This is a genomic window from Spiractinospora alimapuensis, assembly GCF_018437505.1.
GTDB classification, from domain to species: domain Bacteria; phylum Actinomycetota; class Actinomycetes; order Streptosporangiales; family Streptosporangiaceae; genus Spiractinospora; species Spiractinospora alimapuensis.
On record NZ_CP072467.1, the window covers coordinates 5707502 to 5730838 of the forward strand.

Genomic DNA, 23337 nt, shown 5'->3' on the forward strand with positions numbered 1-23337 from the left:
GAACGGGCCGTCCCTGGTGCGGTCGGTCACATACCGCCCCGTAGGTCACTGGTGGTCGTTCAGTGGTGCCACTCTGGAACAGTGAGTACCGAGCCGACCAGCGATGACCTGGAGACGATCAGGGCGGAGACCGCCAAGCGTTTCGAGCGTGCGATGGGGGAGCTCAGCACCGCCGCCGTCGCGCTGATGGAGGAACGCCTCTCCTGGTTCCGCGGCATGGACGCGGAGGATCGCTCCTGGGTGGGTCTGATCGCCCAGTCCGGTGTGGCGGCCTTCGTCGACTGGTTCAAGAACCCCGGGCGGACCCGCCCACCCATCACCGCCGAGGTGTACGGCATGGCGCCGCGCGAGCTGACGCGGTCGGTGACCCTGCAGCACACGGTGGAGATGATCCGGATCGTCATCGACGTAGCCGAGACCCGGGTCCCCGAGCTCGCCGCGCCCGGCGGTGAGGCACAGCTCCGTGAGGGGATACTGCGCTACAGCCGGGAGCTGGCGTTCAGCACCGCCAAGGTCTACGCCCGGGCCGCCGAGGCGCGCGGAGCCTGGGACGCCCGGCTGGAGGCCCTCGTCGTCGACGCCCTGTTGCACGGCGACCGGGAGGAGGGGCTGGAGACCTGGAGCGCCGCGCTGGGCTGGAAACGCTCCCCGGTCATCGCGCTCGCCGGCCAGCTCTCCGAGGCCGACACCTCCGTGGTCGACGAGATCCGTGGGCTGGCTCGCAACCAGGGCCACGACGTCATCGCCGGCGTGCAGGGCGACCGGCTGATCGTCGTGCTCGGCATCAACCGGGGGCAGCGTGACGACGACACGATGGCCGCCGAGCACGCCTTCACCGCGGCCGCCGAACTCGCCGAGCTCTACACCTCCGGCCCCGTCGTCGTGGGCGCGGCGACACCGGACCTGCGCAGCGCCAGCGCCTCGGTACGCGCGGCGGTCAGCGGCCTGCGCGCGGCCCCCGCCTGGCCCCACGCGCCGCGCCCGGTCGGAGCCGAGGAGCTCCTCCCGGAACGCGCCCTCGACGGCGACGACGCGGCTCGAGAACAGCTCTACACCGACGTCTACCAGCCGCTGCAACGGGCCTCCTCGCCACTGTTGGACACCCTGGCCGTGTACCTGGAACACGGGGGGTCGCTGGAGGCCGCCGCCCGCACGCTGTTCGTCCACTCCAACACGGTCCGTTACCGTTTGGGGCGTGTAGCGGAACTCACCGGACGCACGCCGACCAACGGTCGCGGCGCCTTCGCGCTCCGCGTCGCCGTCGCCCTGGGGCGACTGCGGGAACGCGACAACGGGAACTGACACGCCCGGCGGAATGCCGTTGTGTCGGCGGCTCGGCGACTCTACGCTCACGGACGCCGACCCCTGACTCGACGCACCTCCCGACCCCGCCGGTGGCGCGAGCCGGTGCCCCGCTGTCGGACACATCGGGTTTTGGCGGGACGGGTGGGGATCCGTCGGTCACGGGGGACACTTTCGTCGGCGCGAGCGACTAGGATCGGTGATACGGGCGATGAGCAGGGTTTACGGGGGGAAACTGTGGATCTGAAGCGTCGGTGGACAGCCGTACTGGACCCGGTTCGGGCTCCCACGATGAGCGGCTATCTCTCCCGCCAGGTGCTGATCTTCCTCATCGCTCCGATCCCCGTCTCCGTGGCCGTCATGCTCATCGTCGGGCCGCACTGGTCCGCCTCCGCGTGGATGGTGCTCACCGGGGCCATCGCCGGAGTCGCGTCGCTACTGCTCGGTCTGAGCATCCAACCCTCGCCGCTCCCACCGGGCCTGCGCCCCGACGCGTCCGCGCGGCGTTCGCTGCTGCGATTCCGCCAGATCACCCACCTGCGGCTCGCCCTGCCCATGGCGGCCATCGGACTGGGCGCTGGTGCCGCGATCCTGAGCGGTGGCCTCAGTCCGTTCGTGCTTGCCCTCTGCCTGGCATGGCCCCAGGTCGGCCTCGCCTGGCCCAGCTTTCACGCGGTGGCCAAGGCGCGCCGCGGCATGGAGGCCTGGGGAACCCGCGCCTACCTCTGGGCCGGTCTCGCCCAACCCGCGCCCGGTGTCACCCCCCGCCCCGCTCCACCGAAGGCGACCGCTCCCAGCCCCACTCCGCGGCCCGAGCCCATCGAGACCCCGGCTCCCGACGAGGAGACCCCCACCAAGGTGTCGCTCTCGTCCGAACACACCAACAAGCGGCCCATCGCCCGCCAAGCCGTCCGCCGTGCCCGCCGGGCCCGCACCAGCCGCGTGTCCGTCAGACCCTGAGACCCCGGCGCCCTGTCGAGCCCTCCGCCAAAGGCGGGGGGCTCTCTTCGTGTTCGACGGCGAGTCTCCCGGGTGGGGATCTAGGGTTGTGCGCCACGTGGGAGGAACCGGTGCGCCAGAGGTTCCTCCCACGTGAGGTGATCCCGCACTAGGGATGCGCGGGACCACGTGGTGCGGGAGGCCCACAACGGGGCACAGGCGGTGTGGGCCTCCCTCCCCGGCACGCCTTCCGGCCCGCGGGGTGTGTGGTGAGGAGGCCCGACGCCAGCGATGCGGCGAGCCTCCTCCGCCGCTGCGGGTGGATGCGAGCAGGACCGCAGCGGCCATGGGAGGCTCCGTCCCCCTCGACTGGGAGCCTCCCGGTGCTGCCGCGCATGGCGGCAGCGGTTACGGGTCGGCCGGGAGGGGGTGCCGGGCGAACGGGAAGCATTACACACGTGACTGCTTGATCACAAGTCGTGATGATTGACGGGTGACGGTGGGCCGGGATGTGGCGACGCGCGACCCACTGCCACTGGAGCATCGGCCGAACGAGGACACCAACCGGCCGCCCCATCGTGGTCGGGTGAAGCGACCACACGGCCATAACATAACCCCAGGTCACCGAACCCGAGGGAGACACGCCGTACGCCACTGGCAGGAGGTCGGAGCCACGACGTGACCCGGTGATCCACGGTGCTTCGGGGGTCAACCGACCCGACACCGGGGTGCCATCGCCGGCGTGGTCGTGACGGCCTCGGCCCATCGACCGCGACGCGTAGGCCGCGTTCGCACATCCGCTCCCTGGGGCGGTGGCGGCCACGGCGACCGCCCCGGCGGGCGGCTCGCCGGTCCCATGGTGGTGTCGATGCGTCCGGTCCCCGCCGACCAGGTGGCCGACGCGGTGCGGGTCACCGCCCGCTACCCCGCCGTGCACGGAGCGCCGGTCCACGTGGGCGACCCCGAGGCCCTGGGGATCGCCGACCTGTCCCGCCCCGATTTCGGTGATTCCCCGGACCTGCGACCGGGCGAGGTTCCGGTCTTCTGGGCCTGCGGTGTGACGCCACAAGCCGCCGTGATGGCCTCCGCCCCGGCGTTCGCCATCGGACACGCCCCCGGGCACATGGCCGTCACCGACGCGAGGGACCACGCGTTCCAGGTGCCCTGACGCCGCCACACCGTCACTCCGCACCTACGAGGGCCACGACACCCATCCGGTTGATGTGCCGGATCGGGGGCGGAGTTGGGGGTGCCTTTCCGCGCCACGGGTCGGGCGTCCCGCCGTGCACGGGGCGGGCTGGCACTTCCTCGGTCCGCGACGCGCGACGACGTGTTCGGTTCGAGGCTCCGGCCCACGCCGCCGCCGCTGCGGACGGGATCAGAAATGGACCGAGTCCCGCCACCACTCCATGACGGAGAGATCGCCGGACACCATGAGCTCCGGGGAGTCCGACCGGTTCCACAGTGCGAGGTAGACCGTCTCCGCGTCGCCCGTCACGCCGCACTGTGCGTTCCCGTCCTCCGCGTCCGTACCGGCGGAGACGGTGAACGCCGTGGGGCTCGCGTGGAGGAACCACCGGCCGTTGGTGTCGTGCGTGTGCACGGCGAGTGACCTCTCCCGAGCGCTGAGCGCGGATGGATCACCCCCGCGGCGTGCGACGAGTCGGGGGAGGAGCACGGTGAGCAGCTCGTCGACTCCGTCGGACGCCAGCTCGGGTGTGAGCGCGTCGTGCGTGACGGCCCGCGCCGCTCGATCGGCGTCGACACTGTGGATCACCGTCTCGTGCGCCTGTCGGCGGGCCCAGAACGCCAACGGATCGGCGGTCGGAGTGAAGGTCCAGCATGGTTTTCCCGCCGGCGCGGCGACCAACACTCTGTGCAGTGCGTCGAGTCCGTCCGCGAACCAGTCCACGAGCGCGTCGTCGTGGGGGACGGGGTCACGGGCCAGGGCCTCGGCCCGGGGAACCTGGTGGGCGTCCACCGCCGCGACGTTGGCCGCGGCCCATCGGTGGACCTCGCCGACATGGTGGATCAGGTCGCGAACCCGCCACCCGGGGCACGTGGGAACGTCGGCATCGAGGCCCGCCCGGACCGCGGAGGAGCCCAGGACGTCGCCCGCGCGCCGGAGGTGTTCCAGATGGGACTCGGTGTCCACGTGCGTGTCCTCGTCTCGTCATCGGACCAGTCGTCGGACCAATGGTCGAGGCAGGGGGAGATGTGGGGGAACGGGGCAGCGCTGGCCGGGGAGTGCGGATCCCCTGTCGCGGTGTTACCTTCTACCCTCTGCCACTGACCAGAGACCATCGCCCGCCCGGATGTGGGCTGGGCCGTACCGTTGACCGGCTACGACTGACACCTCTGCTCAAAGTGTGGTTGGCGGATAGACGGATCTACCGGTTACCAACTACCTCATACGGCCAACACTTCGGTGCGCGGCCCCGTTCCTGTCTGTGTTCAGTCGAGGGTGGCGAGCTCGGTCTGGTTCGCCTTGTTGATCGCCTGCTTGACGCGCTGGGCGAACTCGCCGATCCGGTCCGTCTCGTCCCACTGGTCGCGGCGGGGCACGCCGTAGTCGGTGACCTCGACCACGTCGTAGCCCAGCAGTTCGATCTCCTCGACCTTCAGTCCCTTCTCGCTGAAGCTCTCGTTCTTCCGCTCCACCTTGCGCACGGTGCGGTAGGAACGCCATCCGTCGCCGGTCTCCACGATCCCGACGTCGTCGGCCCGTGTGGGCACGGCCCGGGCGGCGGCCTCGAGCTTGGGGATGATGTCGTCCTTGAGCACCAGCAACTCCGGGATGGACAGGGTGCGCACCCGCCCCTCGAGGTCCTCGATCTCCGCGCGGGCACGCTGGTTCGTCCGTGAGATGCGCAGGGCGAGGTCCTCGTCCTCGGCCAGGATCGCGGCGATGCGCTCGCGGCACTCCTCCACCGTGTACTCACGGTGTGTCTGCTTGTGGGTACCGGGCTCGGGGACGTAGGCGTCGGGGCCTTCCAGCGCCTGCGTCCGGAAGCTTCGCTGTTCCCGGCCGGCCAGGGCGAGGCGGTTGGTCCAGCTCGCCAGGTCGGACGCGAGCTTCTTGCGGCGGTTGAAGGCATCCCCGAGCGTCATCGTCATAGTCGAGGACCCTAACCGGGGGCGCGGACGTCCGACAATCGGATTTGCCGGCTTTGACCGTCGGGATGTCCGACTATGCGGTGACATCCCGACGGCTAGGTCGGGGGCGGGCTCCCCCACCCGGCTAGAGGATCGCGCCCGGAGTGTAGGTCGCGGCGTTCGGATGGTCGGCGACGACCGCCTCAACCTGGCGCATCACGGAGGCCACCTGCTCGGCGGCGGCTCCGGTGAAGGACATGTCGTCGGCGAGCAGTGCCTCCAGGGCGGACCTGTCGAGCGGGATCCGGGAGTCGGCGGCGATACGGTCCAGCAGGTCGTTCTCGCCGCTGCCCTCCTCGCGCAGGGCCAGGGCCGCCGCGACCGCGCTCTCCTTGATCGCCTCGTGGGCGGTCTCGCGGCCCACGCCGGCGCGCACCGCCGCCATGAGGATCTTGGTGGTGGCGAGGAAGGGGAGGTAGTGGTCCAGCTCCCGCTGTACGACGGCGGGGAAGGCGCCGAAGTCGTCCAGCACGGTGAGGAAGGTCTCCAGCAGGCCGTCCAGGGCGAAGAACGCGTCTGGGAGCGCCACCCGCCGCACCACCGAGCACGAGACGTCGCCCTCGTTCCACTGCGCACCCGACAGCTCACCGGTCATGGCGGCGTAGCCCCGCAGCACCACCATCAGCCCGTTCACACGCTCGCACGACCGCGTGTTCATCTTGTGCGGCATGGCACTGGAGCCGACCTGCCCAGGGCGGAAGCCCTCGGTCACCAGGTCGTGTCCGGCCATGAGTCGGATCGTCATCGCCAGACTGGACGGCGCGGCGGCGAGCTGCACGAGCGCGGTGAGCACGTCGTGGTCGAGGGAGCGGGGGTACACCTGACCGACGCTGGTCAGCACGTGCTGGAATCCGAGGTGGGTGGCCAGGCGGCGCTCGAGCTCGGCGAGCTGACCGGCGTCGCCGTCCAACAGGTCCAGCATGTCCTGGGCGGTGCCCACCGGGCCCTTGATCCCGCGCAGCGGGTAGCGCGCCATGAGTTCCGCCAGTCGCGTGTAGGCGATGAGGAGCTCGTCGGCCGCGGTCGCGAACCGCTTGCCCAGGGTGGTCGCCTGCGCCGCCACATTGTGGGAACGTCCGGGCAGGACCAGCGTCGTGTGCTCGCCGGCCAGCCGTGCCAACCGGGCCAGGACCGCGACGATACGGTCACGCAGCAGCTCGAGACTGTCCCGGATCTGTAGCTGTTCGACGTTCTCGGTCAGGTCCCGGGAGGTCAGTCCCTTGTGGATCTGCTCGTGCCCCGCCAGAGCGTTGAACTCCTCGATCCGCGCCTTGACGTCGTGGCGGGTCACCCGCTCGCGTTCGGCGATCGAGCCCAGGTCGACCTGGTCGATGACTCGTTCGTAGTCGGCGATCGCGTCACTGGGGACGGGAACACCGAGGTCGGCCTGGGCGCGGAGGACGGCGATCCACAGTTGGCGCTCCAGGACGATCTTGTGTGCGGGGGACCACAACTGTGCCAGCTCGGCGGAGGCATAGCGGGTGGCGAGGACGTCGGGAATGAGTGGCGCGGATGTCACGTCGACCCAGCGTAGTCGCCCTGCCCCCCGCACCGCCGCCCGGGGCGCGGGACAGCGTGGCCGATTCCGGCGCCCCGCCGCGGCCACGCCACCGCGAACCGGGTTCGGGCCGAGGACGCGTGGGACGCCCAATCCTGGCGTACCGGTCGTCCCCGCGTCGTCGCGGCCACCCGTCCCGATCGTTGTGCGGTCCGTCACTGGCGAGGAGGGGCCATGGAGTGTCCCGGAGCCCGGGACGCGTGAAACCACCGTGGCCAACGCGTTTCGCCCCGGTTCGCGCCGCCGTCGTCTGACCCCCGTCTCCCGCGTTCCGGGCACCGAACGGCGGGAAGTTTGGGCATCCTGAACGTTGTTCGGTCTGATGTGTGTGCCTCGTGCGCGAGGCCGGACACGACGCCCCTCACGCAGTCCGGTAGTCATCACTCGGGGAGGAACCCGTGCCCGACCGTCCAGTAGAGATCGCCATCGCCACGGCGGCCAAGGCGCGCGGCAGCGACGAGGACGAGCCCCTGCTGATCACGGCCCTGGAGTCCGCCGGCCTGCGCGCGCGTCCCGTGGTCTGGGACGACGCGACCACCGACTGGTCGGCGTTCGGGTCCGTCGTCGTCCGCAGCACCTGGGACTACCCGCTGCGCCGCCGGGAGTTCCTCGCCTGGGCCGACCGGGTGGGGTCCGACCGGCTCCGCAACGGCGCCGAGGTGCTGTGGTGGAACACCGACAAGGTGTACCTGCGGGCGCTCGCGCGGCACGGGGTCGCCATCGTCCCCACCACCTGGATCGCCCCGGACGCTGCGGAGGTGCCCCTCCCGGACTCGGGGGAGTACGTGGTCAAGCCGTCGGTCTCGGCCGGCAGTCGCGACACCGCGCGCTACGTCGCCGGCCGGGACACGGGCGCGCTCGAGCACGTGCGCCGGATCCAGCGGTCCGGCCGCTACGTCATGGTGCAGCCCTACGTCGCGAGCGTGGACGCCACCGGTGAGACCGCCCTGGTCTACCTCGACGGCACCTTCAGCCACGCGGTGCGTAAGGCGCCACTGTTGCCCCCGGTCGGGCACGCCACCATCGAGGGCCTCTTCGCACCCGAGAAGATCACCCCGCAGGAGCCGACGGCGTCCCAGCGCGCCGCCGCCGACCACGTCGTCGCCGTGGCGCACCGCTTCCTCGGTGACCTTCTCTACGCGCGCGTGGACCTCGTGGACGGCCCCGACGGCACCCCGCTCCTCCTGGAGCTCGAACTCTCCGAGCCGTCCCTCTTCCTCACCCACGCCCCCGGATCCGCCGACCGTCTGGCCGCGGCGATCGCGACCAGGACTCCCTAGGCGCGACCGTCGCAGGGACTGGCCGCGGTTCCCCTGCTGGACCAGGCACCGGCGTCCTAGACGTGGAACGGCACCGTGGTCACCACGATCTTGGGAAGAGGACGCAGCGCTCTCGCCAACCGTACGGCGGTCCGTCCGTGGAGGAACCGGTAGCGCCACTGTCGCACCACGATCTCCGGCAGGATGATCGTCACGGTGAGGTCGGGGTGCTGTTCGTGCAGCGCCTCGATGTAGTGGACCAGCGGCGCGACCACGGCCCGGTAGGGGGACTCCAGGACCTCCAGCGGCAGGTGGTCGCCCCACTGGGTCCAGTAGTCACAGAAGCGACGGGCCTCCTCCTCGCTCGGGCTGACGTGCAGCGCGAGAACGGGCTGTCGCAGAGAGGCCGCATAGGCCAGTGCCCGCATGCTGGCCAGGTTCATCGACTCGACCAGGACCACGGACAGGTGATGGATCTCCTCCGGGGTCTCCTCGCCCTCGGTGAGCTCGTCCGTCCTCCGGTCGGTTGGGACCTGTTCGGCGGGACTCTGGTCCACGGGGACCGTGTTCACGCGGGGAGCGCGGATGGGACCACCTCCCGCCCATGGAGTTGCAGTCTCTCCCGGCCGATTCTGGATCGCCGCCTCCCGCACTGGTGGCCGGCGAACGTCGGCGAAAGGATATGTCCGAGCTGTTCGGACGGCGTGCCGGTCGGTGCGGCCGCCGCGCTCCGTCGGCGGAGGAGCGACGAGGAGTGACCCACGGCTACGGCGGGGGTGCCGGGAGGTCGATCGTGGCCAACCGACGGGGGTCCCGTATCGACAGGATCTCCACGATTCGATCGTCGATCACGGTGCAGGCCAGCACGCCGAGCGGGGCGCCGGACCCGTCCCACGCGGCGATCCCGGGCCGTCCGTTGACCAGGACGCGGCGCGTGCCCGTGGCCAGATGTGCCGCGCCGCGCAGTGCGGCGCTGGCCACCTCGGTCGCGCCGAGTGTGACGACGACACCGTCCGGGGTGTGCGTGCGCCACGCGGCGTCGGGAGCGAGTACGACCAGCAGTCGGTCGAAATCCCCGTCCCTCGTCGCGGCGAGGAACGCGTCGACCACCGTGCGCTGTCGGCGCCGCTCCTCGACGGGGGCCTGCGCGCCCCGCACCTTGCGGCGGGCGCGGCTCGCCATCATCTTCGTGGCGCCGGTGGACCGGCCGACGATCGTGGCGACCTCGTCGAACGGCACCAGGAACATGTCGTGCAGGACGAACACCACGCGTTCGACGGGACTGAGCGTGTCGAGGACCAGGAGGAGCGCCGTCCCGACCGACTCGGCCAGCAGGGCGTCCTCCTCCGGAGGCCCACCGGGGTCCTCGGTGACCGACAGCTCCGGTGGCTCCGCGTCATAGGAGGACTCCGGGCGGGACCGGCGCGAGCGCAGCACGTCGACGCAGACCCGGCCCACAACGGTGTGCAGCCACCCGCCCAGGTTGTCGATCGTGCTCGGGTCCTGACGCGCCAACCGCAGCCACGCCTCCTGCACCGCGTCCTCCGCGTCCGCGCGCGAACCGAGGATCCGCGCGGCCATGGCCGTCAGTCCTCCGCGTCGCGCCTCGAAGGACCGTGCCAACGCGTCCTCCGGAGATGATCCGCTCATGCCGTTACCTTCCGCTGGCGAGTTCCGTCATGGGTGATGACGAGTCCCACGGGACTGAGGTAACCGATGGAGGTACTCCGATGCACGCGCGCATGACCCACCCACTCACGGTCCTTCCCGAGGCGATGACCGCGATCCAGCAGGCGAACAAGGCGGTCTCCGGTGCCGGAGTCGCCCCGGACCTGCTCGAACTCATTCACATTCGGGCCAGCCAGGTCAACGGCTGCGGCGCCTGTGTCGAGTACGGGGTCACGGTCGCCCAGAAGCGGGGAGAGACGACCCAGCGGCTGCTCGCCCTGGCGAGTTGGCGCGAGACCCCCTTCTTCACCGAGCGGGAGCGGGCCGCCCTCGCCCTGACGGAGGCGGCGACCCGGATGGCCGACCGTCCGGACGCCGTTCCCGAGGAGATCTGGGACGCCGCGGCCGCCCACTTCGACGAGCGACAGCTCGCGGCGATCGTGCTGAAGATCGCGTTCACCAACGCCGCGAACCGGTTCAACGCGACCATCCGGCAACCGGCCGGGACGCTGTAGTCGCGCCCCGGCCCACGGGAGGCGATGGTTGACCGTGCCGAGGGCCCCGGCGGGATCGTCCCGCCGGGGCCCCTCATCGTCACCGATCCAGGTCAGGGACTCGCCGCGGTCCCCACCGTGTCGCGACCGCCGGCCGGGGTCGTGGCGGGATCCGTGGTCGTCGCCGACCCGGTGGTGGGACGGGTCCGCGCGAGCTGTTCGCCCTCGATGTCGATGTTGGGCAGCAGCCGGTCCAGCCAGCCCGGGAGCCACCAGGCGTAGCGCCCGAACAGGGCCATGACGGCCGGGCCCAGGGTCATCCGGATCAGGAAGGCGTCGAAGGCGACCCCCACCGCGAGCACGAAGGCGATGGGCTTGATCATCGCGATCCCGCCGAAGATGAACGACGCGAACACGGTGATCATGATGACCGCCGCCGCGGTGACCACCCGGGCCCCGTGGGTGAAGCCCGACGTGATCGCCGCCCGTGGCTCCAGGCCGTGCACGAAATCCTCCCGCATCCGCGACACCAGGAAGACCTCGTAGTCCATGGCCAGACCGAACAGGATGCCGATCATCAGCGTGGGCATGAAGGCGAGCAGCGGCCCCGGTTCGACGCTGAACAGCGACGCCCCGTACCCCCACTGGAACACCACCACGGTGAGCCCCAGGGCGGCACCGGCGCTCAGCACGAAGCCGAGCGCGGCCTTCACCGGGACCAGGATCGAGCGGAACACAAGCGTCATGAGCAGCAGCGCGAGACCGACCACGACGGTCGCGAACACCGGAAGCGCGTCGGCGAGCCGCTCGGAAACGTCGATCGACGCCGCGGTGGCGCCCGCGACGTAGATCTGCGCGCCGGTGTCCTCGTCGATCTCGTCGCGGAGGTCGCGGACGTCGTGGAGAACGTCCTCCGTGGCGATGTCCGACGGGCCGGAGTCGGGGATCACGGTGATGATCGCCGTGTCGTCGACGTCGTTGAGCTGGGGCGGCAGCACCTCGGCGATGCCGTCGACGTCCTCGATGTGCTCGGCGACCTCCTCGGCCGCGGCGGGCATGTCCGGGATCGCGGTGAGGTCGGCGACGACGGCCAGTTGCGCGCTGTGCCCCTCGCCGAACTCCTCACTGATGATCTCGTGGGCCTGGCGCTGTGTGGTGTCCTCCGGACTGGTCTCGTCGGTGGGCAGGCCCAGGTGCATGCCGCTCAACGGCAGCAGCGCGGCCCCGAGCGCGATCACCACACCCACGATCGCGAGGATCGGATGCCGGGTGACACCCCGAACCCAGCGGGCGCTGAAGGTGTTGGTGGTCCGCAGCGCGGCCTCGGCGCGGCGCCCCAGGACGGGTACCCGCCCCGCGGTGACGCGGTGGCCGAGGAAGCCCAGCAACGCCGGAAGCAACGTGATCGCGACCAGGACCGCGATGGCGACGGTCACCATCGCCGCCACACCCATCACGGTGAGGAACGGGATCCGCACGATCGCCAGGCCGAGGAGCGCGATCATCACGGTGACGCCCGCGAAGACGACGGCGCTACCGGCCGTGCCGATCGCCCGTGCCGCCGACTCCTCCACCGACATGCCCTCGGAGAGCTGCTTTCGATGTCGGGACAGGACGAACAGGGAGTAGTCGATACCGACCGCGATCCCGAGCATGATCGCCAACATGGGCGCCGTGCTGTCCAGGGGCATCAGGCTGGAGATGGCGAACAACAGCGCCATGCCCACGCCGACCCCCACGAGGGCCATCAGGATGGGCAACCCCGCCGCGACCACGACACCGAAGTTGACGAGGAGCACGAGGAGAGCGGCGAGGACACCCACGATCTCGCTGTGCCCGAGCTCCGGCGGCGTCTGGGTGATGGCCTGGCCGCTGTGTTCGACGTCCATCCCGGCGTCGCGCGCGGAGTCGCCGCTGTCCACGATGGCGTCCACGGTCTCGGGCGCGGCCTCCCCGGCCCGGGTCTCGAGCTGCACCTGCAGCATGACCGTGTCCCGGTCCTCGTTGAGCATCGGGAGCTCGCCGAGGACGTCCTCGGCGTCGAAGGCGGGGATCTCGTCCGCCACCTCCTCCAGCGCGGCCTCCTCGGCGGCGGGGAGTTGCTCGGCGATGACGTCGTCCCGGTTGGGCGTCTCCGCGGGCACCATCGCCTCGAGGGCCTCCGCGGCCCCCTCTCGCGCCTGGTCCTCCGCGTCGGCGACCTCGGTGTCGTACTGTTCCCGGGCCTCCTCGAGGATCGAGTGTGGACTGACGACCATGTCCACGCCGGGGACGTCCTCGAGTTCCTCGGCGGTGTCCCGGACCGCGTCGGCGTAGGACTCGTCCTGTGTCACGTCGGCGCCGTCCGGTGCCCGCAGCACTGTGGTGACCGCGTCGCCCGTGGTGTCGAACCGCGCTTCCAACAGGTCCGTCGCCTGCTCGGACTCCGTGTTGGGGATGGTGAACCCGTCACTGATCGGTCCGCGGAACTGTAGAGCCGCGCCGCCGAGGACGACCAGCACCACCAGCCACGTGACCGCGACGAGCCCTCGCCGGCGGAAGGAGAACCCTCCAAGGCGATAGAGCAGATCGGCCATGCTCGGCATTCCTCTCCTACCTGGTGAAGTGTCACCAGACAGGGCACCGGCCGTGGATGAGCGGCCATGCCGAGGAAGATGAGAATCCGATGTGAAAGGCCCCGGGGTGATGAGAGGGTTGTCACCCTCAGCTCGTGTCACGCCGTGCTCGGCCATGGGCGGGAAGCGCAACGTCACGCGGGTCCCGTCCGTTTCCGACGACGAGAACTCCGCCTCCCCACCGTGTCCGTGCATGATCGCGCGGACGATGGACAGGCCCAAGCCGCTGCGTTTGGGAGCGGCGGCGGCGCCGGCGGAGAAGAACCGCTCGAACACGAAGGCGGTGCTCTCCTCCGGGATCCCCGGGCCCGCGTCGTCGACCTCCACCAGGACGTGGCCGTCCTCGCGGCGGACCCGTGCGACCGCCGGGCTGGACGGGGGAGTGTGGGTGCGGACGTTGGCCAGCAGGTTGGCCACCGCGCGGCGCAGCTCGTGTTCGTCGCCGAGCACCAGACCGCGGGCCTCCACCCGGGCGGTCCAGTCACGTTCGGGTTGGGCGGCGCGGGCGTCGGCGACGGCGTCCTCCACGATCGCGCCGAGCTCCACCACCTCACGCCGGGGCTCGGGACGTTCGTCCAGACGCGCCAGGGTGAGAAGGTCGTCCACGATCGCGGCCATCCGCTCGGACTCGCCCTGGGAGCGGGTGATCACGTCGGGCCGTTCGCGGACGTCCACCACCCCCTGGGAGATCATCTGCAGGTAGCCGCGAATCGAGGTCAGTGGGGTCCGCAGCTCGTGGGAGGCGTCGGACACGAAGCGGCGCAGTTCGCCCTCGGAGCGCGCACGGGCGTGGAGCGCGCCGCGCAGGTGCTCCAACATGCGGTTGATCGACATCATCAGCCGGCGGACCTCGCTGACGTCGTCGGCGGCCGACTCCGGGACCCGACGGTCCAGGTCGCCCGCCGCGACACCCTCCGCCATCTCCACCACGTCGTCCAACGGCCGCAGCCCCCGCCGGACCACCGCCGACCCCGCGGCGAGCGCGATCGCGACGGCCAGCGCCCCGACGACGACCTCGATGAGGATGAGGCGTTTGACGGTCGCGTCCACCGAGGACAACGGCTCACCGATCAGGACGACGGCGTCGTGTGCCGGGAGCTCCACGACGACGACCCGGTACTCCTCGCCCTCCCGTTCGACGGTGAAGACCTCGTCGGGGGCGGAGTCGACGTCGATGTCCCGCAGCAGTGTGGGGCCCTCGCCGTGCAGCCGGTGGATCGGCGCGTCCGGCGGTGTGCCGACCGTGTACTCCGCGACGAAGTCGTTGGGTGCGCGGACCTGCTCCACGAGGGAGTCGGGCGGTTCGGCCAGGATGTCGTGTTGGTGCGTGCGAAGGAACTCGGCGGCGAGCTCGATCCCGTCGTCGATCCGGTCGATGAGGTAGGAGCGCAGAAACGTGCCGCTGAGTGTCACCACGACCACCAACACGATGATCATCAACATCGCGTTGACCATGACCATGCGCCCGCGCAGCGTGCGGGAGCGCATCGGTGGTCTCATCGGGCCGGCTCGCTGCGCAGCACGTACCCGAACCCGCGTTGCGTCTGGATGATGTTCGGGCCGAACGCGCCGAGCTTGCGGCGTAGGTAGCCGACGTAGGTGTCGACGATGTTGGATCCGCCGACGTACCCGCTGTGCCACACTCCGTCGATGATCTGCGCGCGCGACAACACCCGTCCCTGGTTGATCAGCAGGTAGCGCAGGAGGTCGAACTCGGTGCGGGAGAGGGGGACCGGGTGGCCGGCTCGGTGGACGGTGCAGGCGTGCTCGTCGAGCTCGACGTCGGCGAACCGCAGCACCGACCGGGTGGACGCGCGTTCCTCGGGCAGGGTGCGCCGCAGCACGGCGCGGATCCGGGCCAGTAGTTCGTCGATGTCGAAGGGCTTGGTGACGTAGTCGTCACCGCCGAAGGTCAGCCCCGCCACCCGTTCGGCGTGGGCGTCCTTGGCGGTCAGGAACACGATCCCGAGGTCGGGCAGCGTACGCCGCAGCACGCGGCAGATCTCGAACCCGTCCCCGTCCGGGAGCATGACGTCCAGGACGACCAGGTCCGGGCGCACCGCCTCGGCCCGTCGGTAGGCCTCCGCCGCGGTCGCGGCCGTCTCCACAGCGAAACCGTGGAACCCCAACACGGTGGCGACCATGTCGACGATGTTGGGCTCGTCATCCACGACGAGCACAGTCGATCCCAGCATGGTCCCTCCAGTGAACCCCGGGCCGATGAGAGGACGATGAGCGCGCGCGTGGGGCGTCCGGTCGCCACGGAGGGACCTCCCGCGCGCACCCTCACGGTGTCCGGTTACTCAGGGTATGACCCAGCTGAGCACGTTGAACGCAGGTCAACCACGGTCGCGGCGTGCCCTCTCCCACGAACTGGGGTATTCGGGTGGCGACGACGACTGAACGACACCGCGCCACCCGTGGCACCGCGCTACACCGAAGACGGGGCCCGCTCACCGGGGGGCTTGGTGGTGGAGCGGTCGTCCGGCTTGGTGGACCGGCGGCGCAGTGTGGCGATGGCGACGCCGACGAGGCACAGCGCGCCTCCGGCGAAGCTCAGAGCCGCGGGCGTCTCGGAGAGGATGAGCCAGGAGAACAGGACCACAAGTGCCGGGATGACGTACGTGGAGGCGGCGAGCTGGCCCGCCTTCATCTGGGTCAGGGCGTATCCCCACGTCAGGAAGGCGATCGCGGTGGGGAAGACACCGAGCAGCACCACGACGAGGGTGGAGGTCGAGGAGGCGGTGGCGGTCTCGCGCACCAGGGTTGGGGTGAAGGGCAGGGTCGCGACGGTCCCGGCGACGCAGCCGATCCAGGTCATCGTCAGGGCGTCGACGCCCTCGAGGAGCCGCTTCTGCGCCGTCGCGCTGCACGCGTAGGTGACCGCCGCGACCACGCCCAGACCGACGCCGAGGAGATCGTGCCGTCCGGTGGAGGTCGCGATCGCGATCACCGCCACGCCCGCGAACGCGACGGCCATCCCCGCGCCCAGGCGGAGCGGGAACCCCTCACCGAGCATCAGCCCGGCCAGCACCGCGATCAGCACCGGCGCGATGTTGACGATGAGCGCGGTCGTTCCGGCGTCCAGGTACTGGGCCGCGGAGTTCAGGGCGATGTTGTACAGACCGAACCACGCCATGCCCCACACGATCACCCCCAGGAGGCGGCGGCCCTTGGGGAGGCGGGGGGCCCGCCCCGTGAACACCGCGCGGGCCAGCACGATGCCCGTGAGGACGATGGAGCCCGCGATCTGGCGGCCGACGGTGAGCGCGCCGGGGGAGTAGTCGTGTCCGGCGGCTCGGACCCCGACGAAGGCGGAGGCCCACAGCACGATGGTCACACTCGCCGCCAGGACGGGAAGGGCGTGGCGGGGGGAGATTCCGGTGGAAGCGTGGTTGGTCACCCTGCCATCTTGATCCGCCATTGTCATTAGTGCAAATGGATTCTGCTATGGCTTGGTTTAGTGAAACTTAAGTTGGGTGTGTCGGGTGAACCTAGGACGGGGCCCGCCCGGCGGCGGTCGCCGAACCCAGCAGCACCACGGCCGACAGCAACAGCGCGCCCGGGGCGCCGGTCGCCCCGGCGACGGCCGCGGCGGCGGCCGGGATCGCCACCTGTCCGAGCCGGTTCCCCCACAGGCGCAGCGCGAGCGCGGTGGCCCGTGCGTCCGGTGGGGCGGCGGTCGCCACCTGCGCCATGGTCAACGGCTGGCCCAGCCCGAGCAGGAATCCGCCGACCGAGAGCACGATCGCGAGCGTGACCGGCCCCGCGACCGGCAACGCCACCAGCGCGAGCGAGATCCCCGAGACCAGCGTGCTCGAAACGACCAGCGTCTTGCGGCTCCACCGCCCCAGGAGCCACGGCAGGACCAGCCGCGACAGCAACGAGAAGCCCGCGCGCAGGCTCAGCAGGACACCGACCAACATCGGCGAGATTCCGCGGCTCTCGGCGATCAGTGGCAGGTACGCGGTCAGGATGTCCACCGCGGAGAGCAGCGCCAGGCTGGTCAGCAACGCGGACGGCAGTCGGGGCTGGCGCAGGATGTCCCACGCCGGAACGGGTCGGGCCCCATCCTTCGTGGAGCGCGCGGCCGAACGAACCCGCAGCAGGGGGATCACCGGCACCAGACCCAGCGCTCCGACCACCCCCGCGACCACCAGAGCGGTCGTCGTCGCACCCAACAGGTCCGCTCCCGACGCGTCGGCGAGCAGGACACCGGAGATGAGGGGGCCGGCGAGCTGACCGAGCGATGCCGCCGCCGTGAACCACCCGAAGTCGCGGTCCATCCGCTCCGGCGGTGAGAGTCGCGCCATCAGACCCTGGCCGGCGACCATGGACAACAGGTGTCCGACGCCCACGATGGTGCTGGCCACCGCGAGCGCGGCGAGGTTCGTCGCCCCGGCGAGGGCGAGACAGCCAGCCCCCAGGGTGGCACCCCCGAACGCGATGATCCACGTGGTGGATCGGGCTCGGTCCGTCATCCGACCGACGGGGACCGCGATCAGCAGCGGGAGCAGGGCGTAGGCGGCGGTGATCAGGCCGACGGCGACGGCGTCCCCGCCAACCGCGATGGTCCGGTAGGAGATGAGGGGGCGGGCCAGGTTCAGTGCCGTGTGGGTGAAGATGACGCTGGTCAACAGCGGCCATAACCACCCCGTGCGGGGTGACGGCGAGCCGGTCATGGTGCCTTTCTTCGCTCGGCGTCGGGGAGGCTCCGGGGAGACGACACGCCGGTGTCGCGGCCGGGGTTCTTGGGGGCTCGTTCGGGCCCGGGTCGGAGCCCGTGGGCGAACGGAGCCCACGATCGTCGCGTTCGCGGGTGGGCGGATGGGGCGTGGGTGGGAGCGGCGGCAGCGGCGGGGAGAGGCGAGGGGGCGCCGCGCGGCGGCTGGGCGCTCCTCATGTTGCACTACCGGTGTTATTGGTGCAATCCATCTCGCCCGTGCGGTAGCTCACGGTGGGGCTGTGGATGCTCGGGGTGCACCGTCAGGATCACCAAAGGAGAGTGCGGCGAGCCCCCTGGGGGCGACAGGTGGATCGATTGCATCAGAACGTGGGGAAATACAATCTGGCGGAGGACGGTCCCGCGTGGCGTGCGCCGGGCGGGGCGTGGGCGGCGAACTACTGAGGGCGCGCGGTCCGGGCGAGCGACTCCCGGGTCAGGATCGGGGGTTCCGCGCCGACGCCGGTCTTGATCCAGCGCACCCGGTCCAGGTGCATGCGCAGCGCCCGGGCCGCCTCCTCCATCCGTCCGGCCTCCACCAGGTCCAGCAGCAGGAGGTGCTCACGGGCCTGGGCCACCATCCGGCCGCGGTCGAACTGGTACCGGTACTCGATGAGCCGGCGGATCCGGTTCTGTCGGCGCAGCGCGTCGAGCAGGAACGGGTTGTTCGCCGAGCCGACCAGCGTCTCGTGGAACTCGGCGTTGGCCTGGAAGAGGTGCCTGCGGGAGGAGGAGAGGATCTGGCCCCGCAGCAGGGCCTCCTGGCGTTCACGCTGGAGGGCGAGCGCCTCGGCGTCCACCGTGAAGCCGGGCTCCAGCAGCGCCGCCGGTTCCACGATCATCCGGAACCGGTAACTGTCCTCGTGGCCCTGCGTGGTGGAGAGGATCCCCTGGAACTCCCAGCCGCGTCCGGGCTTGCGTCGTAGCAGGTCCTCACCCTCGAGACGGACGAGCGTGCGTTGCACCGTACGGACGGGCACCGCGAAGCGTCGCGCGACGCCCGCCGCGGTGAACTCGTGATCCAGGCGACCGTGCAGGAAATCGTCGACGACCCGGAAGTAGATCTCGTCGTCGTCCTCCGGCGGGGCGTCGTCGACGGGTTCCAGGTCCTGCCCGGGGCGGGTGAGGAAGTACCCCCGGTTGGCGACGTGCCGGACGATCCCGATCTCCCGCAGTAGCGCGAGGGCGCGGCGGATGGGGGAGCGGGACACCTGGAGCTCACCGGCGATCCACTGCTCGGTGAGGTGTGTGCCCTCAGGCAGGCGGTTGACCCGAGCGAGCTCGCTGATCTGGTTCGCCAGCGAGAGCACCAGACGCGACGTCCGCGCGTCGCGGTCGCGCTCCGGGCTCGATGTGGTTTCCACGGCTAAAGAGTCCTGTCGACACGGTTTCCCTCCCGGCGCCTCAGGGCGTGTCGGCGACCGGACTGCGCAGCCCCAGAGTAGGGGATCCCGCTGTTCCGGGCGGCGGGGTTCGCCGTGGCCGCGTTCACGACCCCGACGCGCGTCCGCGACCGGGTTCCTGTCTAGCGTGGGGTCGTCCGTCAGATGATCGTCGTCCACTCGTCACCCATCGCCCGCCACACGGCCACGGACAAGGAACACGCTGATGACCATGTTCAGGCGTATTCTCGCCCTCACCGGGGCAATCATCATGATCGTCGCTGGTCAGAGTGCCACCGCGCACGCCCAGCCACGCCAGGATTTCGACCTCCAGGCCCATCGCGGCGGCGTTGGGCTCGTCGTGGAGAGCACCGTTCCGGCCTTCGCCAACGCGCTGCGCCTCGGCGTCAGCACCCTGGAACTCGACATCCAGATCACCGAGGACGGCGAGGCCGTCGTCACCCACGACCGCAGGATCAGTTCGCACAACTGCCAGGACACCGAGCCCGCGTTTCCCGACGACCCTCAGTACCCGTACGTCGGCTCCTTCATCAAGGACCTGACCCTGGAACAGGTGCGCACCCTGGACTGTGGCTCCCAGCGACACCCCGACCACCCGAACCAGGAGGTCCTCCCCGGCGAGCGGATGGCGTTGCTCAGCGAGGTCTTCGACCTGGTGCACCGCTACCGCGCGTACGGAGTGACCCTGAACATCGAGACCAAGTTCGAGGCGGGGGCGCCGGAGGAAACCGCGCCGCGGGAGGAGTTCGTCGACGTCGTCCTGGACGAGATCCGCCAGGCGCGCATGGTCCGACAGGTCACCATCCAGAGTTTCGACTGGGGCGCGCTGATGATGATGCGGGAACGCGAGCCGCGTCTGCCGATCGTGGCCCTCACCAACCACGACTTCCTTGAGGTCGGCGAACCCGGAGCCTCGCCATGGCTGGGCGGCATCGACATCGACGACTTCGATGGCGACCCCCTCCTGGCCATCGACTCCTTCGACGCCGACGCGTTCTCTCCCGTCCACGGTTTCCCCCAGCACGGAACCGTCGACGACCCCGACTACGAGCCCTACGTCACCCCCGAGATGGTCGACCAGGCGCACGAACTTGGTATCGACGTCATCCCGTGGACAATCAACGACAGGCCGACCATGCAGAGCCTCATCGACGCTGGCGTCGACGGCATGATCACCGACTACCCGGACCAGCTCCGCGAGGTCATGGCGGAGAACGGCTTCCGTCTCCCCAAGCAGTACCGCGAACGCGGGCGCGACTGACGAACCCGGGGAGGCCGGGTGCGCCCTGGCCTCCCCCTCACCCCGGCCGCGCGGCCCGCCATTCGGGTTCCGCTCGGCGGTGGTCACTGGGGCGGGTTCCGCGTATTCGTTTGAACGCGACGCTCAAGGCGAACGCGTTGGCGTACCCCACCTTTCGCGCGATCGCGTCCACCGTCAGGGTGGTATCGCGCAGCAGGTCCGCCGCCAGGGTGATCCTCCAACCGGTGAGGTAGCTCATCGGCGGTTCCCCGATGGACTCCGTGAAGCGCCTCGCGAGCGCCGCGCGGGAGACTCCCACGGCCGCGGCGAGTTCCGCCACCGTCCACGGATGGGCGGGACGATCATGCATCGCGCGCAACGCGCCACCCGCCACCGGATCGTCCAGTGCTCGGCACCAGGCCGGTGCGTCGGTGCCCGGCCGATCGAACCACGTGCGCAGGGCGGAGACCAGCATCAGATCCAGGAGCCGGTCCAGGACCAACTGCTGCCCGGGGCGGTCCCGCGCGATCTCCTCGGCAAGGGTTTCCCCCGGTGGCAACGCGGCGTCGGCGGCCGGAACGACTAGTACCGGCGGCAGCGCCCACAGTAGGCGGTCGCTGAGCTGCCCTCGGCGTTCGAAGGCACCGCTCAGCAGCAGAGCGGTCCCGTCCTGTGACGGGACCCGCGTCGGTGGGTGTCCCGCGATGTGCTCCACACCCGGGACGCTGGGGCAGTAGTCGGCGTTGGTCACCACGACTGAGGGCGGTGTGGTCGGGTCGTCGGCCACCGTGTGCTGCACGTCGCCCCGGATAACCGCGATCTCGTTGGGTTCGATCCGCACGGCCTCGTGAGCGTCGGGCACGATCCACGCGTGGCCGCGCAGCATCCTGGCGAGCGTCAGTGGGGCACCACTGGCCATCCGCATACCCCAGGGCGGCCGCATCAGGGTTTGTCGAAAGACGGCGCCGCGCGCCCGAATATCAACCAACAGTTCCGACACGGCATCCATGGCCCGAGTGTAGACGCTGAGACATCGGGCAGCGGTTCTCAGCCATGGAGCGTCTCAAGTTCCGCCGATTAACTGGAGTCATGTCTGAACACTCAATTCTTGTGACCGGCGCGACCGGTAAGTCCGGCCGTCGGGTCACTCGTCAACTGCGTGACAGGGGACGATCGGTCCGCGCGGCTTCTCGGGGCGGCGAACACCACTTCGACTGGACTGACGACACCACGTGGGACCATGCGCTCCAGGGCGTGGAATCCGCCTACATCGTCCAGTTGGACGGAACCCCGCTGGTGCGTCCGTTCGTGGAGCGGGCGAAGCGGAACGGAGTGCGTCGACTCGTGCTGGCCTCCGGGCGAGGTATCGATGATCCCGATTATGTGAACGATCAGACCGGAATGTTGGAGGCGCTCCTCGACAGTGAGGAGGCCGTGCGAAACAGCGGCCTGGAGTGGACGATCAGTCGGCCTGGCTGGTTCGCGCAGAATTTCAGCGAGGGGTTCTTCGCTGACGCTATCCGTGAGGGGGAGCTGCGGCTGCCCGCCGGCGCGGGTGCGGCTAGCTTCGTCGATGCCGAGGACATCGCCGCCGTGGTGGTGGCCGTTCTGACGGAGGACGGGCACAACGGGCAAATCTATGAGCTGTCCGGACCAGAGGCCGTGACCCTGACCGAGGCCGTCGCCACCATCTCCGAAGTCGCGGGGCGGGACATTCGCTATGTCGCGCTGACGGTCGACGAGTACATCGCCGAGCTCGTGGGCCAGGGACTGCCGCGCGAAGATGCGGCGATTCTCGCCGACATCGCCGAGCCTCTGCGCGACGGGACGGACGCCTACGTGTCCGACGGGGTTCCACGTGCTCTCGGTCGCCCACCACGCAGCTTCGCCGAGTTCGCCAAGACAACCGCCGCCGCGGGTGGCTGGACGCGGTGAGCCACTGACACCAGTCCTACGAGAGAGGGCCCGGCGGGGGTGGGGAGGGGGCTTGGGGTTGCCCGTTGGTTCCCCCGCCGGGGGTCTTTAGTGGGTGGTGGTGAGGAGTGTGTGGAGGTGGCGTTGGAGGGGGACGGTGGCGTCGAGTGGGAGGTGGAGGGTGGGGTGGTTAGGGGTGGGTTTCCAGCCGTGGGGGGTGGCGGTGAGGTGGATGGTGGTGTCGCCTCGGGTGACGAGGACGCTGAGGGTGTCTTCGTTGAGGTGGGTGGTGATGCCGTCGCGGTGGAGGAGTGGTGAGTGGAGGGCGAGGTTGCGGCAGGCGCGCACGGTGGCGCTGGCGGGTGGGGGCTTGGGGCGGAGGTAGCGTTCGCGTTCTTCGGGGGTCAGGGGTGGTACTGGGCGGAAGCTCATGGGGTGGCCTCGGCGAGGGTGCGGGTGGTGGGGATGTCGGCGGTGACGGTGCATGCGTCGTGGGTGAGGGTGGCCCACCATTCGGTGGCGTGGTGTTCTACCAAGAGCAGACCGCGCCCGTTCTCCGCGAGCGGGGGAGCACAGGGTGTGTTCGCGCCCGGGTTTCGGGGGCAGCGGCTCCCGTTGTCGGTGACGGTGATGCGCACGCGGCGCGCGGAGCAGTGCGCACTCACGGTGTAGGTGCCGCCGGGAAGGCCGCTGCGGGAGTGGACGACGGCGTTGGAGGCCAGCTCGCTGAGCACGAGGGCGGCATCAGCGATGTCGTTCTTGTCCGCCCCTCGAAGGCTGAGAACGGAGCGCAACCAGGCGCGGGCCTCGCCCACGCTCTCCGGGGTGCCGGCCAGGGTCGTGGAGATCATCGCCCACCACCCCCAGCAACGACTCGCAACGGTTCGGTGGTCGCACCCAACGGACACGGATGCCCGACCGAACGCACCGCCACAAACGAACACGCACGCTCCGGGCACTCCCAGAACCGCCGCACCACATACGGCCGAACCCGCGCCGGACCACCGCGATGACGCCACCCCACACCACGCGCGTTAAAGTCAAACCTGTCCATCTGGGTCTCCTT

At 70.3% G+C, this 23337-nt stretch carries 19 protein-coding genes and 1 pseudogene; 7 read left to right on the forward strand and 13 right to left on the reverse strand.

Translation table 11 applies throughout. The features are described from left to right. Positions 1–81 precede the first annotated feature (81 nt). The 3 genes and pseudogenes from J4H86_RS26475 to J4H86_RS26485 all read left to right on the forward strand — a co-directional run. Positions 82–1302: a PucR family transcriptional regulator gene (locus J4H86_RS26475; RefSeq protein WP_236541021.1), complete on the forward strand. Its 1221-nt coding sequence runs from the start codon at positions 82–84 to the stop codon at positions 1300–1302. A 237-nt stretch (positions 1303–1539) separates the two neighbouring features. Next, the gene (locus tag J4H86_RS26480) at positions 1540–2262 is read left to right on the forward strand and encodes a hypothetical protein (RefSeq protein WP_236541022.1); all 723 of its coding nucleotides are present in this window, start codon (positions 1540–1542) and stop codon (positions 2260–2262) included. Between the two features lie 808 nt (positions 2263–3070). Beyond that, positions 3071–3409, forward strand: a pseudogene (locus J4H86_RS26485) (D-glutamate cyclase family protein); the annotation flags it as partial. A 210-nt stretch (positions 3410–3619) separates the two neighbouring features. Here J4H86_RS26485 and J4H86_RS26490 read toward each other — a convergent pair. The 3 genes from J4H86_RS26490 to purB form a co-directional block, all read right to left on the reverse strand. After that, complete coding sequence (locus J4H86_RS26490) at positions 3620–4396, reverse strand: maleylpyruvate isomerase family mycothiol-dependent enzyme (RefSeq protein WP_236541023.1); 777 nt, start codon at positions 4394–4396, stop codon at positions 3620–3622. Positions 4397–4695: 299 nt separating this feature from the next. After that, complete coding sequence (locus J4H86_RS26495) at positions 4696–5358, reverse strand: hypothetical protein (RefSeq protein WP_236541024.1); 663 nt, start codon at positions 5356–5358, stop codon at positions 4696–4698. Between the two features lie 124 nt (positions 5359–5482). Then, positions 5483–6916, reverse strand: coding sequence for an adenylosuccinate lyase (purB, locus tag J4H86_RS26500; RefSeq protein WP_236541025.1), 1434 nt, complete (start codon positions 6914–6916; stop codon positions 5483–5485). 437 nt (positions 6917–7353) lie between these two features. Here purB and J4H86_RS26505 point away from each other — a divergent pair, with 437 nt between their 5' ends. Beyond that, entirely contained in the window at positions 7354–8235 is an 882-nt protein-coding gene (locus J4H86_RS26505; RefSeq protein ID WP_236541026.1) for an ATP-grasp domain-containing protein, read from the forward strand. Positions 8236–8291: 56 nt separating this feature from the next. Here J4H86_RS26505 and J4H86_RS26510 read toward each other — a convergent pair whose 3' ends face one another. Both J4H86_RS26510 and J4H86_RS26515 read right to left on the reverse strand, forming a co-directional pair. Then, positions 8292–8786: a hypothetical protein gene (locus J4H86_RS26510; protein ID WP_236541027.1), complete on the reverse strand. Its 495-nt coding sequence runs from the start codon at positions 8784–8786 to the stop codon at positions 8292–8294. A gap of 193 nt (positions 8787–8979) precedes the next feature. Further along, positions 8980–9864 (reverse strand): sigma-70 family RNA polymerase sigma factor, encoded by an 885-nt coding sequence (locus tag J4H86_RS26515; RefSeq protein ID WP_236541028.1) that lies wholly within the window; start codon positions 9862–9864, stop codon positions 8980–8982. Between the two features lie 80 nt (positions 9865–9944). On the opposite strand from J4H86_RS26515, the gene J4H86_RS26520 reads away from it, so the two are divergent. Next, the gene (locus tag J4H86_RS26520; protein WP_236541029.1) at positions 9945–10397 is read left to right on the forward strand and encodes a carboxymuconolactone decarboxylase family protein; all 453 of its coding nucleotides are present in this window, start codon (positions 9945–9947) and stop codon (positions 10395–10397) included. Positions 10398–10489: 92 nt separating this feature from the next. Here the strand turns inward: J4H86_RS26520 and J4H86_RS26525 are convergent, their stop codons facing one another. The 5 genes from J4H86_RS26525 to J4H86_RS26545 form a co-directional block, all read right to left on the reverse strand. Next, the gene (locus J4H86_RS26525; protein WP_236541030.1) at positions 10490–14479 is read right to left on the reverse strand and encodes an MMPL family transporter; all 3990 of its coding nucleotides are present in this window, start codon (positions 14477–14479) and stop codon (positions 10490–10492) included. A gap of 8 nt (positions 14480–14487) precedes the next feature. Beyond that, a complete protein-coding gene (locus J4H86_RS26530) occupies positions 14488–15186 on the reverse strand; it encodes a response regulator transcription factor (RefSeq protein ID WP_236541031.1) in 699 nt (232 codons plus the stop codon). A gap of 236 nt (positions 15187–15422) precedes the next feature. Beyond that, positions 15423–16394, reverse strand: coding sequence for a DMT family transporter (locus J4H86_RS26535; RefSeq protein WP_236541032.1), 972 nt, complete (start codon positions 16392–16394; stop codon positions 15423–15425). Between the two features lie 91 nt (positions 16395–16485). Continuing rightward, positions 16486–17673: an MFS transporter gene (locus J4H86_RS26540; protein WP_236541033.1), complete on the reverse strand. Its 1188-nt coding sequence runs from the start codon at positions 17671–17673 to the stop codon at positions 16486–16488. A gap of 439 nt (positions 17674–18112) precedes the next feature. Then, positions 18113–19078 carry a GntR family transcriptional regulator gene (locus J4H86_RS26545; protein ID WP_236541034.1) on the reverse strand — a complete coding sequence of 322 codons (966 nt, stop codon included), beginning with the start codon at positions 19076–19078 and terminating at the stop codon, positions 18113–18115. A 244-nt stretch (positions 19079–19322) separates the two neighbouring features. On the opposite strand from J4H86_RS26545, the gene J4H86_RS26550 reads away from it, so the two are divergent. Next, on the forward strand, positions 19323–20378 hold the full coding sequence (locus tag J4H86_RS26550) for a glycerophosphodiester phosphodiesterase family protein (protein WP_236541035.1): 1056 nt from the start codon (positions 19323–19325) through the stop codon (positions 20376–20378). A 37-nt stretch (positions 20379–20415) separates the two neighbouring features. Here J4H86_RS26550 and J4H86_RS26555 read toward each other — a convergent pair whose 3' ends face one another. Next, positions 20416–21366 carry an AraC family transcriptional regulator gene (locus J4H86_RS26555; protein ID WP_236541036.1) on the reverse strand — a complete coding sequence of 317 codons (951 nt, stop codon included), beginning with the start codon at positions 21364–21366 and terminating at the stop codon, positions 20416–20418. 80 nt (positions 21367–21446) lie between these two features. Between J4H86_RS26555 and J4H86_RS26560 the strand changes: the two genes are divergently transcribed. Then, on the forward strand, positions 21447–22292 hold the full coding sequence (locus tag J4H86_RS26560; protein WP_236541037.1) for an SDR family oxidoreductase: 846 nt from the start codon (positions 21447–21449) through the stop codon (positions 22290–22292). An 87-nt stretch (positions 22293–22379) separates the two neighbouring features. On the opposite strand, the gene J4H86_RS26565 is transcribed toward J4H86_RS26560, so the two are convergent. After that, positions 22380–22703: a hypothetical protein gene (locus J4H86_RS26565; protein WP_236541038.1), complete on the reverse strand. Its 324-nt coding sequence runs from the start codon at positions 22701–22703 to the stop codon at positions 22380–22382. After that, a complete protein-coding gene (locus tag J4H86_RS26570) occupies positions 22700–23122 on the reverse strand; it encodes an ATP-binding protein (RefSeq protein ID WP_236541039.1) in 423 nt (140 codons plus the stop codon). Before J4H86_RS26570 ends, J4H86_RS26565 begins: the two co-directional genes overlap by 4 nt. Between the last annotated feature and the right edge of the window lie 215 nt (positions 23123–23337).